The organism is Streptomyces argenteolus, from assembly GCF_042902585.1.
Classification (GTDB): Bacteria; Actinomycetota; Actinomycetes; order Streptomycetales; family Streptomycetaceae; genus Streptomyces; species Streptomyces argenteolus.
In genome coordinates, this window is the sequence record NZ_JBIBEG010000004.1 from 326,426 (window position 1) to 342,902 (window position 16,477).

13 protein-coding genes are annotated in these 16,477 nt (G+C 72.9%); 8 read left to right on the plus strand and 5 right to left on the minus strand.

Annotation, left to right across the window (positions count from 1 at the left end; genetic code table 11):
- Nucleotide 1 precedes the first annotated feature (1 nt).
- The 6 genes from ACFY8O_RS17455 to ACFY8O_RS17480 are packed head-to-tail and all read left to right on the plus strand — an operon-like array spanning nucleotide 2 to nucleotide 8,218.
- Nucleotides 2-1,987 (plus strand): hypothetical protein, encoded by a 1,986-nt coding sequence (locus ACFY8O_RS17455; protein ID WP_387903153.1) that lies wholly within the window; start codon nucleotides 2-4, stop codon nucleotides 1,985-1,987.
- A 2-nt stretch (nucleotides 1,988-1,989) separates the two neighbouring features.
- Nucleotides 1,990-2,592: a hypothetical protein gene (locus ACFY8O_RS17460; RefSeq protein WP_387903156.1), complete on the plus strand. Its 603-nt coding sequence runs from the start codon at nucleotides 1,990-1,992 to the stop codon at nucleotides 2,590-2,592.
- Nucleotides 2,589-3,668, plus strand: coding sequence for a DUF1565 domain-containing protein (locus tag ACFY8O_RS17465; RefSeq protein WP_387903159.1), 1,080 nt, complete (start codon nucleotides 2,589-2,591; stop codon nucleotides 3,666-3,668). Before ACFY8O_RS17460 ends, ACFY8O_RS17465 begins: the two co-directional genes overlap by 4 nt.
- Nucleotides 3,656-4,825, plus strand: coding sequence for an SGNH/GDSL hydrolase family protein (locus ACFY8O_RS17470; protein WP_387903162.1), 1,170 nt, complete (start codon nucleotides 3,656-3,658; stop codon nucleotides 4,823-4,825). Before ACFY8O_RS17465 ends, ACFY8O_RS17470 begins: the two co-directional genes overlap by 13 nt.
- An 11-nt stretch (nucleotides 4,826-4,836) precedes the next feature.
- Nucleotides 4,837-7,239, plus strand: coding sequence for a polysaccharide lyase 8 family protein (locus ACFY8O_RS17475; RefSeq protein WP_387903165.1), 2,403 nt, complete (start codon nucleotides 4,837-4,839; stop codon nucleotides 7,237-7,239).
- Nucleotides 7,240-7,243: 4 nt separating this feature from the next.
- Nucleotides 7,244-8,218, plus strand: coding sequence for an acetylxylan esterase (locus tag ACFY8O_RS17480; protein ID WP_387903168.1), 975 nt, complete (start codon nucleotides 7,244-7,246; stop codon nucleotides 8,216-8,218).
- A gap of 10 nt (nucleotides 8,219-8,228) precedes the next feature.
- Here the strand turns inward: ACFY8O_RS17480 and ACFY8O_RS17485 are convergent, their stop codons facing one another.
- Complete coding sequence (locus ACFY8O_RS17485; RefSeq protein WP_387903170.1) at nucleotides 8,229-9,803, minus strand: phytoene desaturase family protein; 1,575 nt, start codon at nucleotides 9,801-9,803, stop codon at nucleotides 8,229-8,231.
- Between the two features lie 141 nt (nucleotides 9,804-9,944).
- Between ACFY8O_RS17485 and ACFY8O_RS17490 the strand changes: the two genes are divergently transcribed.
- Entirely contained in the window at nucleotides 9,945-10,571 is a 627-nt protein-coding gene (locus tag ACFY8O_RS17490) for a DinB family protein (RefSeq protein WP_387903173.1), read from the plus strand.
- Nucleotides 10,572-10,574: 3 nt separating this feature from the next.
- On the opposite strand, the gene ACFY8O_RS17495 is transcribed toward ACFY8O_RS17490, so the two are convergent.
- The 4 genes from ACFY8O_RS17495 to ACFY8O_RS17510 form a co-directional block, all read right to left on the minus strand.
- Nucleotides 10,575-12,836: a serine/threonine-protein kinase gene (locus tag ACFY8O_RS17495; RefSeq protein WP_387903176.1), complete on the minus strand. Its 2,262-nt coding sequence runs from the start codon at nucleotides 12,834-12,836 to the stop codon at nucleotides 10,575-10,577.
- A 35-nt stretch (nucleotides 12,837-12,871) separates the two neighbouring features.
- Nucleotides 12,872-13,759 carry an oxygenase MpaB family protein gene (locus tag ACFY8O_RS17500; RefSeq protein ID WP_387903179.1) on the minus strand — a complete coding sequence of 296 codons (888 nt, stop codon included), beginning with the start codon at nucleotides 13,757-13,759 and terminating at the stop codon, nucleotides 12,872-12,874.
- A 234-nt stretch (nucleotides 13,760-13,993) separates the two neighbouring features.
- Entirely contained in the window at nucleotides 13,994-15,151 is a 1,158-nt protein-coding gene (locus ACFY8O_RS17505; protein WP_387903181.1) for a methyltransferase, read from the minus strand.
- Nucleotides 15,152-15,231: 80 nt separating this feature from the next.
- Entirely contained in the window at nucleotides 15,232-15,444 is a 213-nt protein-coding gene (locus ACFY8O_RS17510; RefSeq protein WP_145807504.1) for a hypothetical protein, read from the minus strand.
- A gap of 211 nt (nucleotides 15,445-15,655) precedes the next feature.
- Here ACFY8O_RS17510 and ACFY8O_RS17515 point away from each other — a divergent pair, with 211 nt between their 5' ends.
- The gene (locus ACFY8O_RS17515) at nucleotides 15,656-16,477 is read left to right on the plus strand and encodes an endonuclease I family protein (protein ID WP_387903184.1); all 822 of its coding nucleotides are present in this window, start codon (nucleotides 15,656-15,658) and stop codon (nucleotides 16,475-16,477) included.

Below are 16,477 nucleotides of genomic sequence, written 5' to 3' on the forward strand. Positions count from 1 at the left end.
CGTGCTCCTCTCCGCCACCCCTCCGCCCGGCCCCCGCCCTGGTCGGGAGCTCCGGCTGTGCGAGGAGGCCGCCCGTCACCGCGGCCTCACCCCGCCCCGTACACACCCGCTCGCCAGCATCACGTGGCTGGGCCCCGCGGCGTCGAACCCGGCGCTGGCGTACCGCGTCACCGGCGACCGGGCGCATCTGGACGAGAGCCGGCGCTGGATCGAGTCGGCGGTCCGGCTGCCGCACTGGGGCCGGGCGCACATGCCCGACCACGATCTGGACGCGGGCTGGCTGCTGCACCATCTCTCGCTCGCCTACCGGTGGATCGGTGACGACCTGCCGGACGAGGTGCGCGCGCTGCTGCGGTACAAGCTGCTGCTGCAGGGACGCAGGATGTACGAGTTCGCGGTGGCCGGCGAGGGCAGCTGGTGGTCGTCGTCGTACTGGCAGAACCACAACTGGATCTGTTACGCGGGCCTGGCCACGGCCGGCTACGTGCTGGGCAAGCAGGAGTGGACCGAACGGGCCAAGGACAACCTCGGCACCGTCCTGGACCTGATGCCGCAGGACGGTTCGCACGCCGAGGGTGTCGTGTACTGGCGCTACGGCGTGCCGTTCCTCGCGATCCACCTGGACCTGCTCCAAGAGGCCGAGGGCATCGACTGGTGGGGGCGGGGCGGCTTCCTCTCCTCGACCTTCCGCTACCGGCTCCACCAGACCGCGCCCGGCTTCGCGTTCAACGTCGACCACGGGGACTGCCACGACCGGCGCAGCGGCCACAGCGCGGGCCTCTACTACCGCCTCGCGGCGCAGTACGGCCTGCCCGAGGCCCAGTGGATGGGCGATCTCGTCTCGGGTGAACTGCTGTGGCAGGAGGCCGCGGAGAGCGGGGTGCGTCCGGGCATCCTGCCGGAGGCCTATCTGGAGTACCTCTGGTACGACCCGTCCGTGGCCGCGGCCCGGCCGTCCGAGACCCACGCCTACTTCCCGGACCTGGGACTGCTCACGGCCCGGACCGGCTGGGACGACGACGCCACGCTGGTGTCGTTCAAGGCGAGCCCGGGCGGTGGGCACACGGCGTGGGACACCTCGGCGAAGCACCGGGCGGAGCGGGGCTGGGAGACCCTGAACCAAGGGCACCACCACCCCGATTCGGGCTCGTTCGTGCTGGTCTCGCAGGGGGCCTTCCTCGCCGTGGACGAGGGCTACAGCAACCGCAAGCGCGCCGCGCACCACAACCTGCTGCTGGTGGACGGCCAGGGGTACGCGGACGAGGACCGCTACCACGTCTACCAGGGGATCCCGTACGAGCGGCAGGCCCGCCAGCGTGACGTCCTGGTGGACGGCGAGGGCGGCTGGGCGCACGCCACCGCGGAGATCGCCGCGATGTACGACCCCGCCCTCGGGGTGCGGCGTCTGGACCGGACCCTGGTGTCCACCCCGTCCGGGCGGCTCGTCCTCCTCGACCTCGCCGAGGCGGAGGAGGAACGGGAGTGGACCTTCCTGCTGCAGACCGACCGCCCGACCCGGGCGGAGCCCGACGGCTCCAGGCTGATCAGGTCGGGGGCCGCCACCGCGCTCGTGCGCCGGTTCGCTCCGGCCGGAGCCTCGGTCCACAGCGAGGTCACCGAGGTCGAGGCGAATCCGACGTCCAGCACTCCGGAGCTGCGTCTGACCCGCACGCTGCACACCCTCCGCGCGACGACCGCGCGGGCCCGCGAGGGCCTGTTCCTCACCGCCCTCACCCCGGGCACGACGGACGGCGGTGAGCGGGTCGCCTGCGCGCAGGGGCACGGGGTCGCCTTCGCCGGGGCCGGGGAGACCGTGCTCCTCTCCCCGGCCGGCCGGCGCATCCGGACGGAGACCGTCGGCGCGGACGCCGCGGCGGTGCTGCTCCGCGCCGGCCGAGCTCCGTACGTCGTGGCGTGCACACGGCTGGAGGTCGACGGGCGCGTGCTCCTCGACACGCCGGAGCCGCACACAGGAAAGGTCGGCTGACCATGCAGGCAATCCTCCCGTCCGGCGGGACGGCGCTGCTGCGCCGCCTGGAGTTCATCGCCTACCCCGCGGCCGCGGGCGCGGCGTGCACCGTGCTGTCGCTGGGTGCCGTGACCTGGCTGCCCGCGCTCGCGGCCATGGCCCACGCCCTGCAGCTCTGGCGTACCGAAGGCGACAGCCGCGTGTTCGCCAACTCCTTCGCGGCCTTCCCCCGCTACTGGCGCGCGCTGTGGCGGCACGGCCTGCTCTCCACCGCCGCGGCGGTCGTCCTCGTCGCGAACACCGTGCATCTGCTGGGCCGTTCCGAGCCCTGGGCCTTCGTCGTGCTCGCCGCCCAGGTGGGCATCGGGGCCGCGTTCGTCATCCATCACGTGGCCCTGGCCGCCGAGGCGGGGCGGGTCCGTGAGGGCTCGGTGCGCGGCTGGTCGGCCGGCGCCCTGGCCCTCGGTTTCGGCTCCCCCGCCAGGGGGACCGCGCTGCTCGGCGCCGTGGTCTCCGCGGCGCTGCTCTCCCTCGTCGTACCGCTGGGCCCGCTGCTCCTGGGCCCCAGTGTTCCCGTACTGCTCGCCCTGTCCTTCGCAGATCCCAGGAGGCACACCTCATGAGCCGTTCACTGCGCATCGCCCTCGTCGCCGCGCTCGCGGCCGGCACCCCGCTGCTCCTCTCCCCGCCCTCCTCGGCCGCCGAGGCGGCCACCGCCTACTACGTCTCACCGAGCGGCGACGACGCCGCGTCCGGTACGTCGGCGGGGGCGCCGCTCGCGACGATCCAGAAGGCCCTGGACCTGGCGCCCACGGGTGCGGTGGTGAACCTCGCGGCCGGCACGTACCGCCAGGACGTGGTCACCACCCGCGCCGGGGTCACGATCACCGGTCCCTCGAACGCCGTGGTCAAGGGCGCGGGAGACAGCCGCATCATCCAGGTGCGGCACGACTCGACGACCCTGAGCGGCTTCACCGTCGACGGGCTGCACGGCTCGTCCGCCGACGTGTCCGGCTACCGCCTCAAGCTCGTCTACGTCATGAGCGCGACCCCGGGGAACGGGGTGGGCGCCCTGCGCATCACCGGGATGACGCTCAAGAACGCGGCGGACGAGTGCCTGCGGCTGCGCTATCTGGTCACCGGAGCGGAGGTGGACGACAACACCATCACGGACTGCGGGGTGGCCGACTTCAAGTTCGGTGGAGGGGGCAAGAACGGCGAGGGCATCTACCTCGGCACGGCGCCCGAGCAGCAGGGTGCGAACGGCGCTCCCGACGCGGCGGCCGACGTCAGCAGGAACAACCGGATCCACCACAACACCATCGTCACCCTGGGCAACGAGTGCGTGGACGTGAAGGAGAACTCCACGAACAACTACGTCGAGTACAACGACTGCAGCGGCCAGAAGGACTCCAGCTCGGGCGGGCTCGACGCACGCGGCAGCGGCAACATCTTCCGGTACAACACGGTGCACGACAACGTGGGCGCGGGCATCCGCCTCGGTGGTGACACCGCGACCGACGGCATCGACACGAGTGTCTACGGCAACACCATCACCTCGAACGCGGGCGGCGGGATCAAGTTCATGCGCACCCCGCAGGGCCCGGTGTGCACCAACACGATGAGCGGCAACACCGGCGGCGACGCGGTCGGTACGTACGCGAGCGAGTACGACCCGACCGGGGCGTGCCCGCAGTGACCGCCGCAGGGCCCGCGAGACGCGGGATCCTGACGGCCGCCGCGGCGGGAGTCGCCGTCGCGGCGGCGGCCCCCGCCGCCGCCCGGGCGGCGCAGTCCGACGGACCGGGCGGGCCGGGGCGCGCCGGCTCGTGGGTCACCTCCTGGGCCACGGCGCAGACCGCGCCGACCGCCACGGACACCGTGGCCGCCACCGGGCTGACCGACGGGAGGGTCTCGGCCAGCGTGCGCCTTACGGCCGGGGGCGGAGTGCGTCTGCGGTACGGGAACGCCTTCGGGACCGTACCCGTCCTGATCGGTCCGGTGACCGCCGGCGGGCGGGCCGTGACCTTCGGCGGGCGGCAGCAGGCATGGCTGGCTGCGGGCGCCTCGCTGACCAGTGACCCCGTGGGCGGGCTGCGTGCGCCGGAGGGGTCAGCGCTGACGGTGGAGACCCGGCTGCCGGGCCCCACCGGGCCGCTGTCCTTCCACCGCAACACCCACGCCTCGCACAGCGTCGACGGGATGCGCACCACCTCCGTGTTCCTCCTGACCGGGGTCGAGGTGACCGGGGCGTACGGACCGGTCGTCGCCGTGTTCGGGGACTCCGTCACGGAGGGCGTCGGCACGCCCGACGACGCGGATCTGCGCTGGCCGGACCAGCTGGCGCGGCGTCTTCCCGGCTCGGCCGTCGCCAATCTCGGGGTGAGCGGCAACCGGCTGCTGCTGGACGACGCCCGGTTCGGTCCCGGCGGCCAGGCCAGGTTCGACCGTGACGTCCTCTCACTTCCGGGGCTGCGCACCGTGCTGGTCCAGCTGGGCGTCAACGACCTCCAGCAGCCGCCGTCCCAGACGGACCCCGCCCGGGTCCTCGACGGGTACCGCCAGCTGGTGCTGCGCGCCCGGAACGCCGGGCTGCGGATCGTCGGCGCGACCGTCACCCCGTTCGAGGGCTGGACCCGCTGGACGCCGGAGCTCGACGAGGTGCGGCAGCGGATCAACCGCGTGATCCGCACGGGCCGGCTGTTCGACTCGGTCGCCGATTTCGACACCGCCCTGCGCGACCCCGCCCGGCCGTCGCGGCTGCTGCCCGCGTTCGACAGCGGCGACGGTCTGCACCCCAATCCCTCAGGTCACGCCGCGCTCGCCGCGGCCGTCGACCGCCGAACACTGCTGTGAGGACCCGACCCATGAACCCAGGCACGGGCGCGACGCGCCGCACAGTCCTGGCCGGGGCGGCCGCGCTCGGCGCGGCCGTCACCCTGCCCCTGACCTTCGCACCCGGGACCGCCCACGCCGCCGTGGGTGACTCGGCCACGCTGCGGTCCCGCTGGCACACCCTGCTGACCGGCGGCCCCGGTCTCGATCCGGACGACGCGCGGACGGCGGCGGCCGTCGCCAGGACCGGCCGGGCCGCGACGACCGCGGCCAAGGGGCTCGACCCCTCCCGTACGGACGGGCTGTTCGCCGACCTGACCAGCACGGCGCTCTCCAACCACGTCACCACCTCCTTCAAGCGCCTCGCCACGATCGCGACCGCGTGGGCCGTCCCCGGCACACCGCAGTACGGGGACGCCCCCCTGCGCGACCTGCTCCTGGCCGGTGTCGACTGGATGCTGACGAACCGTTACGGGCCCGGTCACACCCGCTTCGACAACGACTGGGACTGGGAGATCGGCTCGGCGCTCGCGCTGAACGACACGGCCGTCCTCCTGTACGACGTCCTGGGGGCCGAGCGGCTGGGCCGGATCACCTCGGCCGTGCGGCACTACACACCCGATCCGAACCTGTGGCGCGCCGACCGCCAGATCGCGACGGGCGCCAACCGGGTGTGGGTGTCCACGGTGGTCGCCGTCAACGCGGTCCTGCGCGACGACGGCGACTCCCTGGCCCGGGTGCGTGACGCTCTTTCGGACGTCGAGGGTTCGGGTGCCAACAGCGTCCTGGCCTTCAACGACCGGACCGACGGCACGGCGGGCACGGGTGAGGGCTTCTACTCCGACGGCTCGTTCCTCCAGCACTACAGGCATCCGTACAACGGCGGGTACGGCAAGGAGCTGCTCAACAGCCTCTCCCGGCTGCTGAATCTGCTCGGAGGCACCGACTGGGCGGTCACCGACCCCGATCTCGACAACATCCGCGGATGGGTCCTGGACGGCTTCGACCCGCTGCTGGTGCGGGGTGACGTGATGGCGTCGGTGTGCGGACGCGAGATCGCGCGCCCCAGCAAGCAGGGCCACGCCTCCGCGCAGACGGTCGTCGAGGCCGTGCTACGGCTCATCCCCGCCTCCACCGGCGAGACCGCCGAGACGTTCACGGCACTGGTCAAGCAGTGGATCGCGGAGGACACCTACCGGGACTTCCTGGCCGTCACCGACCCGGCCTCGCTCGTGGCCGCGCTGCGCGTCATGGACTCACCCGTGCCCGCGCGCGGGCCTCTGGTCGCCCACAAGCAGCACCCCCGGATGGACAAGGCGGCGCACCACAGACCGTCGTTCGCCCTCGGCATCTCGGCCTACTCGAGCCGGATCTACAACTACGAGTCGATCCAGAACGAGAATCTGCACGGCTGGCACCTCTCCGACGGCATGGTGCTGCTGTACACCGACGATCTCGGGCACTACAGCGAGGACTACTGGCCGACCGTCGATCCCACCCGGCTGCCGGGTACCACGGTGGTCGCCGGTCGGCCGGCGGACGCCGCGGGCCAGCGCACGACGAGCACCGCCGACTGGGCGGGCGGCACCGCCCTGCCGGGCACGACGCTCGGGGCCTACGGCATGGAACTGCGGGCCCACGGAAGCACGCTGCGCGGCCTCAAGAGCTGGTTCTGCCTGGACGACGTGATCGCGTGCGTCGGGTCGGGCATCACCGCGGAGGACGGCACCGTGGAGACGGTCGTCGAGAACCGCAAGCTGCGCGATCCGGCCGCCGCGCTGCTCGTCGACGGCAGCCCCGCGCCCGCCGGCACGGACTGGTCGGCGGGGCTGTCCGAGGTGCGCTGGCTGCACCTCGACGGGACCGGGGGGTACGTCTTCCCTGAACCCGTCACCCTGCGCGGCCTGCGTGAGGAGCGCACGGCCACCTGGCGGGAGATCAACCTCAAGTACGGCACGGACACCCCGGTCACCCGCCCCTACCTGACGCTGTGGCAGGACCACGGGGCGGCTCCCACGGATGCCGGCTACTTCTGGCTCCAGGCCCCCACGGCTTCCGCCGCCCGGACCCGGCAGTGGTCGGCGGCGCCCCCCGTGGACCTGGTGGCCCGCTCGACCGCGGTGCACGCCGTGCGCCGGGCAGCGGACGGGCTGCTCGCCGCGAACTTCTGGACGGCCGGCACGGTGCGGGAACTGACCTGTGACGGCCCCGCCTCGGTGATGGTGCGCCCGCGGGACGGGAAGGTCACGGTCGCCCTGTCCGATCCGACGCAGCTGCGTTCCTCGGTGGTGCTGGAACTGTCCAGGCCGGGACTCACGGTCGACACCGCGGACCCGGGCATCCGCACGGCCGCCACGCGGCGGGGCCTGCGGATCACCGCCGACACGGCGGGCCTGCACGGCGCGACCCTCACCCTCACCCTGAAGAGGAGCTAGACCCTTGCTGTTCGACATGCCCCTGGAGCGGCTGCGGGAGTACCGGCCGGAGCCGGAGGAGCCCGCCGACTTCGACGCGTTCTGGGACAAGACCCTCACGGAGGCGGCACGGCACGGTCTGGACGCCGCGTTCGTCCCCTACGACGCCGGCTTCGCGACGGTGGACGTCCTCGACGTGACGTTCACCGGCTGGGGCGGACAGCCGGTGAAGGCCTGGCTGCTGCTGCCGCGCGTCCGCTCGGCCCCGCTCCCGGCGGTGGTGCAGTACATCGGCTACAACGGCGGCCGGGGCATCCCGTACTCCTGGCTGACCTGGAGCGCGCTCGGCTACGCCCATCTGGTCATGGACAACCGGGGCCAGGGCGGCGGCGGGAAGAACACCGCGGACACTCCGGACATCGGTCCGGACGGTCACGGCTCCTCCTCCCCCGGCTTCCTCACCCGGGGCATCGAGGATCCCGGCCGGCACTACTACCGGCGTCTCATCACCGACGCCGTGCGCGCGGTGGACGCGGTCAGGGCCCACGAGGCGGTGGACCCCTCCCGGGTCGCGGTGCTCGGCGGCAGCCAGGGAGGCGGCCTCGCGCTCGCCGTGGCCGGGCTGCGGGACGACGTGGCGGCGGCCGTCGCCGATGTGCCGTTCCTCTGCCACTTCCGGCGAGCCTCGCAGATCACGGACTCGGGACCGTACGCGGAGATCGCCCGCTGGCTGTCCGGGCACCGCTTCAGGGTCGAGGAGGCCATGCGGACCCTCTCGTACTTCGACGGGGTCAACTTCGCCGCCCGGGCGACGGCCCCGGCATGGCTCTCGGTGGGTCTGATGGACCGGATCTGCCCGTCGTCGACGGTGTTCGCGGCGTACCACGCGTACGCGGGCCCCGCAGAGCTGGAGGTGTTCACGTACAACGGTCACGAGGGAGGGGCGGAGTACGACCTGCCGCGCAAGCTCGGGGCGCTGCGCGGGGTGTTCGGCCGGTAGGAGGTGGGAGTCACCGGCCCAGCGCCGCCATGGCGGCGTTGTGGCCGGGCACCCCGCTGACGCCGCCGCCGCGCACCGCGCCCGCCCCGCAGAGCAGCACGTTGGCGTGGGCGGTCTCCACGCCCCAGCGGCCGGTCCCGCCGGTGGCGTGGGGGAAGGAAAGGTCCCGGTGGAAGATGTGCCCGCCGGGCAGGCGCAGCTCGCGTTCCAGGTCGAGAGGCGTCTTCGCCTCGATGCAGGGCCTGCCGTCGGCGTCGAGCGCCAGACAGCCGGCGATCGGCTCCTCGAGATGGGCGTCGAGTTCGGCCAGGGTGGCATCGAGCAGTTCGGCGCGTCTGGCGTCGTGGTCCTCCGCGAAGAGCCGGGCCGGGGCGTGCAGTCCGAACAGGGTGAGCGTCTGGTAGCCGCGGGCCGCGAGCCCGGGGGCGAGGATCGAGGGGTCCGTCAGGGAGTGGCAGTAGATCTCCGAGGGCGGAGCGGCGGGCAGGCGGCCCGCCGCCGCGTCGCGGTAGGCGGTGGCCAGTTGCCCGTAGCCCTCGGCGATGTGGAACGTCCCGGCGAACGCCCGGCGCGGGTCCACGGAGCGGTCACGCAGTCGGGGCAGCCGCGTCAGCAGCATGTTCACCTTGAGCTGGGCGCCCTCGGCCGGGGCGGGCGGTTCCTCGCCGAGGAGTGCGGCCAGCGCCTGGGGAGAGGCGTTGACCAGCACCCGGCGGGCGCCCACGACGTGTTCCCCGCCCGGTGACCGGACGGTCACCTCGGCACGGGTGTTGTCGGTCTCGACACGGGTCGCCTCGTGCCGGACACGGATCTCGGCGCCCGCCGCGCGCGCCGCACCGGCCAGCGCGTCGGTGAGTGCGCCCATGCCGCCGACGGGGACGTCCCAGTCACCCGTGCCGTTGCCGATCACGTGGTACAGGAAGCAGCGGTTCTGGACCAGGGAGGGATCGTGGGCGTCCGCGAAGGTGCCGATCAGCCCGTCGGTGAGCACGACTCCACGGACGAGGTCGTCGGCGAAGGTCTCCTCGACGGTGACGCCGATGGGCTCCTCGAACAGGGTGCGCCAGGCGTACGCGTCGTCGATCCGGTCGCGCAGGGCGGCGCGGGCGGGCAGGGGTTCGGTGAGCGTGGGGAAGACCCGTTCGGCGACCCGCCGCGTCATCCCGTAGAAGCGTTGCCACGCGTCGTACTCCCGGTCGTCCCCGGTGAGCGCGGCGAAGGAGTCGCGGGTCGCGTCTGCGCCGACGAGCAGTCCGGTGTGCCGCCCGCCGCGTACGGCCGGGGTGTACGAGGAGACGGTGCGCTTGCGTACGGCGAAGTCGAGGCCGAGCTCGCGGACGATCTTCCGTGGGAGGAGCGAGACGAGGTAGGAGTAGCGGGAGATCCGGGCGTCGACCCCGTCGAAGGGGCGGCTCGACACGGCCGCTCCCCCGGTGGCGGGCAGGCGTTCCAGGACGAGGACGGACTGCCCGGCGCGCGCGAGGTAGGCGGCGGCCACCAGGCCGTTGTGGCCGCCTCCGACGATCACCGCGTCGTAGTGGGAGCGGGCGGGTGTGCCGGGTGAGGCCGTCTCGTCTGCGGGCATGCCCCTTCGTAGCACGGGTCGATCTCCCGGCACAGGGGGCGCGGTTCGTGGCGGGGGCTCCGAAAATGCGGGAGCCGGGTGGCCGCCGCTGTGGCAGGGTTCTCGCGGACCTCACCCCATCCGTCCGGCCCGGGAGCTTCCATGGACACACCCGCACGCCTCCAGCCCCTGCTCGAGCAGTTCGACTGGGCGCGCGAACGGCTCACCAGGCGGCTGGCCGGCCCGTCCGTGGACAGCGGCAACGGAACGGACGTGGAGGTCCCGCCGCTCACGGACGAGGAGTATCTGTGGGAGCCTGTGCCGTCGTGCTGGTCGGTGCGCCGCAGGAGCGCGGGCCCCGGCCCCGGCGCGAGTGCCCTGACCGGTGCGGGTGACTGGGGGCGCGACACCGCGCCGTACCCGCATCCCTCGCCGCCGCCGTTCACGACCCTCGCGTGGCGCCTGAGTCATCTCAGCGAGCTGCTGGCCCTGCGTGCGGACCACACGGTGGGGAGCCACGCGCTGACCCGTGACGACCACCGGATCGTGGGGGACGCGGCCGGTGCCGTGGCGGACTTCGACGCCTCGGCGGCGGCGTGGCGTGCGGCGCTGCTCGACGCCGACGATGCCGCACTCGACAGGGTCGGCCACTGCACCTACCCGTACGGCGGCGACCCCGAGGAACGCTTTCTCGACGTCGTCTGGTGGGTCAACCAGGAGCTGCTGCACCACGGGGCGGAGATCGCGCTGCTGCGTGACCTCCACCGTGCGCGGGGCGGCCTCGCCTGACGGTCAGTGCGGGGGGATGCCGCGCTGCCGGCGCAGGTCGGCGACCCGGCGGTAGAGGTCGACCGCCTCCGGGCCGCGGCCGAGCTGTTCCAGGCAGTGAGCCTCGTCGTTGCGGCTGGCCAGAGTGTCCGGGTGGTCGGCGCCCAGGACCCGTTCGCGGGCGTCGGCGACCGCACGGTAGCCGCTGAGGGCGTCGGCCCAGCGGCCGAGCCAGCCCAGCCCCACGGCCACCTCCCGGCGGCTCACGAGGGTGTCGGGGTGGTCGGGTCCCAGCGTGCGCTCCCGGATCGCGCACACCTCGCGCGACTCGGCGAGTGCCTCGTCCCAGCGCGCCATCCTCCCGAGGTTGACCGCGAGGCCGTGGCGGGCGCGGAGAGTCTCCGGGTCCTCGGGCCCGGCGACGCGGGTGCGGTCGTCGGCCAGTGCGCGGTAGAGCTCCAGGGCTTCGGCGCTGCGGCCCAGGCGCCCGAGGCTGATGCCCGTCTCGTAGCGTGCGGACAAGGTGTCGGGGTGGTGGGCGCCGAGCGTGACGGCGCGGGCCTGCGCCACCTCGCGGTAGGTCTGCAGGGCCTCGGTCCAGCGGTCGAGCCTGCCGAGGGTGTAGGCCACCTCGTAGAGCGTGACGAGTGTGTCGGGGTGGGTGGCGCCGAGCAGTCTGCTTCGGGCGTCCGCCACCTCGCGGGCCATGCGGTAGGAGTCCTCCAGCCGGCCGAGGCGGCTCAGGCTGAAGGCCAGGTTGTGGCGGCAGCGCAGGGTGTCGGGGTGGTCCGGTCCCATGGAGCGCTCACGCGAGGCGAGCACCGCGGCGTAGACCTGGTGGGCCTCGAAGTGCCGGCCGAGCTGCCCGAGCACGTAGGCCGTCTCCTGCCGGGCCGCGAGGGTCTCCGGGTGGTCGGGTCCCAGCGTGCGTTCGCGGCCCTCGGCGACCTGGCCGAACTCACGCAGGGCGTCGGCGGCCCGTCCGGTGCGGCTGAGGGTGAAGGCCACCTCGTACCGGCTGGCGAGCGTGTCGGGGTGGTCGGGGCCGAGCGCGAGCGCGCGCTCGGCGGCGACCGCGCGATGGGCCTCGCCCGCCTCCTCCCAGTGCCCGAGGCGGCCCAGGTTGAGTCCGGCGCTGTGCCGGCTGGCCAGGGTCGCGAGCAGTTCGGGGGACGGGGTGGGCCGGCCGGCTCCGGCGGGCGGGAACGCGCCGGTGCGTGGCGGGCCCACCGCCCCCGTGGTCCACGCGCCGGTGAGTGCGAGTGCCTGGTCGATGGCGGCCGTCCCGGAGTACGCGGCGCTGCGGGCCTTGTGACCGGTGGTCATGTCGCGTGTCCAGGAGGGAAGTCGGGGCGGCTGTCCTCCTGGGCGCCGGGCCGGGTGCTCGAACGGCACGGGCGGGGCGAGCCTGACCCGGCCGGCCTGCGGCTGCTCCCCGGTGCGCCCGAGCGCGATGCGTGCCCTCACGTCTCCCGCGTCGGACGGCCGCCCTTCGGGAGTCTTGGCCAGCAGGTCCAGGACGACACGGTCGAAGAAGCCGGGCAGCTCGGCCCGGTGGGTGCGCGGCGGCTCGGGCACGGTGTCGCGATGGCCGACCAGGACGGCCCAGGCGTCGTCCATGTCGAACGGCGGTACTCCCGTGGCGATCTCGTACAGCACACAGCCCAGGGAGTACAGGTCGCTGCGGTGGTCGACCTCTCCGCCGCTGATCTGCTCCGGCGACATGTAGTGCGGGGTGCCCATGGCGATTCCGGTACCGGTGAGGCGCGAGGTGAAGCCGATGTCGGCGCCGAGCCGGGCGATGCCGAAGTCGCAGATCTTCACCGTCCCGTCGTCGAGCCGCATGATGTTGGCGGGCTTCAGGTCGCGGTGCACTATGCCCTGCTGGTGGGTGTAACCGAGGGCGTCGGCGACCTGCTCGGCGATGTCGACGACGTCCGGCACCGGCAGGGGGTGCTGCTTGTTGTCCTCCAGGAGCTGGCTGAGATTGCGCCCTTCCAGGAGTTCCATGACGAGGTAGAGGACGCCCTCCGACTCGCCGAAGTCATGGACGACGGTGACGCCCCGGTGCTGGAGTGCGGCGGCCACCCGCGCCTCGCGGCGGAACCGCTCGCGCAGGATGCGGATGAAGTCCCGGTCGTGCTGCGGTCCCACCGGTTTCAGGCACTTGACGGCGACCTGCCGGCCCAGCGATTCGTCCCGGGCACGCCACACCTCTCCCATGCCGCCCCGCCCGATGAGATCGAGCAGCCGGTACCGGCTCTGGATCAGCCTGGTTTCCGCCATCGCCTGTTGCCGCCCCCGTCTGCTTCGCGTCCCGCCTACAGCTGTGCCCTCCCCGGCCCGTCCAGTATGGCGGCCTGTCTGCGGAGTGTGTACGGGGCGGGCCTGCTGCCGGGGCCCAGCCGGGCCATCGCCTTCACGATGTGCCCGGGCGGCAGCCGCCAGCGCAGGCGGGCGGGGACGGCGCGCAGGGCAGTTCCCGTGGCGCGCAGGCGGTGGTCGACCGACGCCCGGGGCGGCGCCGGCCTGCCGTACAGCTCATGGGCGTACGGGGGCAGGGAGTCGTAGGCCAGTGCCGCCACGCGCCGCCACAGCAGCGCACGCGCGGGGGTCAGCAGGGCATGGACCGGCGGCTTGCGCAGGAAGGCCTCGACGTCAGCGGCCTCGGCGCCGGCGGCGAGTTGCGGGCGGACCTCGTCGAAGTACGCGGCGAGGGCCCCGGTCGTGGCGGGAACGGCTGCCGGGTCGAGGCCGACGAGGCGGGCGCTCACCCGCTGCTCGTCGACGTACCGGTCGGCCTGGGTCTCGCCGAGGGGGTAGCCGGAGCGGCGCACCACCTGGAGGTAGGAGTCGACCTCCGCGCAGTGCACCCAGAGCAGCAGGTCCGGTTCGTCGATGCCGTAGACCTCGCCGGTGACCGGGTCGGTGGCCTTGAGGAGCCGGTGGATCCTGCGTACGCGTGCGCCGTGCTTCTCGGCGGCCGGCACGGTGTCGTAGGTGAGCGTTCCGACGAAGTCGGCCGTGCGCAGCAGCCGACCCCAGGCGTCCTCGCGGAAGTCGGAGTTCTGTGTGACGCCGCGGACGGCGCGGGGGTGCAGCGCCTGGAGGTAGAGGGCACGGACACCGGCCACCCACATCATGGGGTCCCCGTGCATCTGCCAGGTGACGGAGCGGGGGCCGAACAGTCCCGGGTCTGCGTCGTTCATCGGGCTCGTGCCTTCCGGTCGGCGGCGGAGCCAGGGCCGTGGCCCGGGTCTCGTGCCGGGGCGTGGTCGTGCCGGGAAGATCGTCACTCGGGGTACGGGGTCTTCGTGCTCCTCCAGGCATACCCCAACCGTGCGCCGTACGGGGAGGTGTGGGCGCCGGGCGCCCACACCGGAGGAAAAAAGGATCGGAGGGTGCCGTCCGGGCTCGGTCCGGACGGCACCCTCCGGCGCGGCTCAGCGCTTGACGGCCCGCAGGACCACGAACTTCGGGTCACCGGCCACGGTCACGCAGTTGCCGAAGATCCGGCGCAGCTGGGTGTGGTAGCCGAGGTGCCGGTTGCCGACGACCCACAGCTCACCGCCCTGACGCAGTGCGGCGCGTGCCCCGTGGAACATGGTCCGGGCGGTGGCGTCGGTGACCGCCTGGTGCGAGTGGAACGGCGGGTTGCTGAGGACCAGGTCCACACTGGCCGGAGGCACGTCGGACAGGCCGTCGCCGACCAGGAACTCCGCGTCGGCGTCCGGTCCGGTGTTGGCCCGGAACGTCTCCTCGGCGGAGGCCACGGCCTGGTAGGACTCGTCGATGAAGGTGACGGTCGCGTCCGGGTTGGCGAGCGCGGCGGAGGTACCCACGACGCCGTTCCCGCAGCCCAGGTCGACAACGTGGTCCGGGCCCTTGCGCGTGGGGAGGTGCTTCAGGAAGAAGCGGGTGCCGATGTCCAGGCGTTCGGCGCAGAAGATCCCGGCGTGGTTGGTGACCGTCCGGCCCGAGACGGCGCCGACGTCGCCGGGCAGCTCGTAGCGCAGCGGCCAGGGGCTGGGGGTCCTCGGCAACGCGGGGTCGGGGGTGCAGAAGATGAGGCGCGCCTTCTTCACCGCGAGGGAGGTGCGGGTGGGCCCGATGATCCGCTCGAAGAGTTTGAGGGTGGAGGTGTGGATCTCCTTCACCATGCCGGAGCCGATGACCACGGTCCCCTCGTGCACGGCCGGGGCGAGCCGGTGCAACTGGTCCTCCAGGAGCGCGAGGCTCTTCGGCACCCGTACGAGCAGGAGGTCGACGCGCTCCGGCGGGGTGTCCCGCACCGACAGCGTCCGGACCGCGTCCGGGTCGAGGCCGTTGCGCGTCAGATTGGCGCGGGTGGCCTGCCGTGCGAGGTACGAGTCGGTGATCTGCACGGGGCGGTGCGCGGCCAGCGCGGTGGCGAGGGCACCCCAGCGGTCGCCCACCACGGCCACGGTGCCCGAGGGGCGCACCGGCTCGCCGCCGTCACCGCCGTCCAGGCGGTTCAGCAGATACTCGTCGGCGGCGTCCCACGCACGGAGGGGATCGCGCGGGTTCTCGGGAAAGCGGGCGAGATCGAATTCGCCCTGTGACGTCGTCAAACGGTTCATATTGCGTTCAGGCTAACCGAGTGGCGGGGAGCGCCCTGCACGCTCCCCGCCCCGGTTGCCCCCTGACGGCCCCGCGGGGCCTACGGAAGCCGCTTGTCCAGCGCCGACCGGCCCTCCTCGGACAGCCTCCGGCGCGCCCACTCCAGACTCTCGGGGGTCACGTCCCGCCCGGAGGCGAGCACCAGATCCTCCGCGGAGGGCTGGTCGTCCCCGCCGGCGTGCAGCAGACGGTCCGGAGTCACCCCCCGGACCTCCGGTACGGATACGGATACGGATTCGGACTCTTCGCTCATACCGCCTCCTCGTCCTTGCGGTAATTCTCGCGCCGCCGCGGCGTCGCCGCATCCGATGCCGCGAGGGCCCGGACGAGACGTCACTTGACTTGCACATGATAAATACGCAACGTTCACACGACCGGCACCGTGCGTGTGGAAGGCTCCCGAGCGAACAGGCACCCGCAGGGCCGTCACACCCCCGTTCGCCGCCCCGGAGAGGACACCCCACATGTCCAGTCGTCGCCGTTTCTACGCGCGTCCACTTCTCGCGACAGCCGCCTCGATCGCCGTGCTCACCTGTGTCACGGCCACCGCTCCCGCCGCCACCCCCGCGACCGACCGCACCGTGTCCCCGGCGGCTGCTCTCGACGACACCTACTACCAGGACGCGCTGGGCAAGACCGGCGCCACGCTCAAGAGCTCCCTGCACACGATCATCAGTGACCAGACCAAGCTCTCCTACAGCCAGGTCTGGGACGCGCTGAAGGTCACCGACCAGGACCCGTCCAACTCCTCCAACGTCATCCTCCTCTACACCGGCCGCTCCCAGTCCAAGAGCGAGAACGGCGGCGACGTCGGCGACTGGAACCGGGAGCACGTGTGGGCCAAGTCCCACGGCGACTTCGGCACCACGACAGGCCCGGGGACCGACATCCACCATCTGCGCCCCGAGGACGTCCAGGTCAACTCCATCCGCGGCAACAAGGACTTCGACAACGGCGGCAGCGCCGTGTCCGGAGCGCCCGGCAACTACACCGACAGCAACTCCTTCGAGCCGCGCGACGCGGTGAAGGGCGACGTCGCCCGCATGATCCTCTACATGGCCGTGCGCTACGAGGGCGACGACGCCTTCGCCGACCTCGAACCGAACGACAGCGTCTCCAACGGCTCGGCGCCGTACATCGGGCGGCTGTCCGTGCTGAAGCAGTGGAGCCAGGAGGACCCGCCGGACAGCTTCGAGCAGAACCGCAACGAGATCATATTCGACCGGTTCCAGCACAACCGGAACCCGTTCATCGACCACCCCGAGTGGGTCGAGGCCATCTGGTAG

Excerpts from the sequence above, each read along its gene's own strand:
- ACFY8O_RS17460 (WP_387903156.1), top strand. The coding sequence starts at position 1,990 with ATGCAGGCAATCCTCCCGTCCGGCGGGACGGCGCTGCTGCGCCGCCTG.
- ACFY8O_RS17465 (WP_387903159.1), top strand. The coding sequence starts at position 2,589 with ATGAGCCGTTCACTGCGCATCGCCCTCGTCGCCGCGCTCGCGGCCGGC.
- ACFY8O_RS17475 (WP_387903165.1), top strand. The coding sequence starts at position 4,837 with ATGAACCCAGGCACGGGCGCGACGCGCCGCACAGTCCTGGCCGGGGCG.
- ACFY8O_RS17485 (WP_387903170.1), bottom strand. The coding sequence starts at position 9,803 with ATGCCCGCAGACGAGACGGCCTCACCCGGCACACCCGCCCGCTCCCAC.
- ACFY8O_RS17490 (WP_387903173.1), top strand. The coding sequence starts at position 9,945 with ATGGACACACCCGCACGCCTCCAGCCCCTGCTCGAGCAGTTCGACTGG.
- ACFY8O_RS17495 (WP_387903176.1), bottom strand. The coding sequence starts at position 12,836 with ATGGCGGAAACCAGGCTGATCCAGAGCCGGTACCGGCTGCTCGATCTC.
- ACFY8O_RS17500 (WP_387903179.1), bottom strand. The coding sequence starts at position 13,759 with ATGAACGACGCAGACCCGGGACTGTTCGGCCCCCGCTCCGTCACCTGG.
- ACFY8O_RS17505 (WP_387903181.1), bottom strand. The coding sequence starts at position 15,151 with ATGAACCGTTTGACGACGTCACAGGGCGAATTCGATCTCGCCCGCTTT.
- ACFY8O_RS17510 (WP_145807504.1), bottom strand. The coding sequence starts at position 15,444 with ATGAGCGAAGAGTCCGAATCCGTATCCGTATCCGTACCGGAGGTCCGG.
- ACFY8O_RS17515 (WP_387903184.1), top strand. The coding sequence starts at position 15,656 with ATGTCCAGTCGTCGCCGTTTCTACGCGCGTCCACTTCTCGCGACAGCC.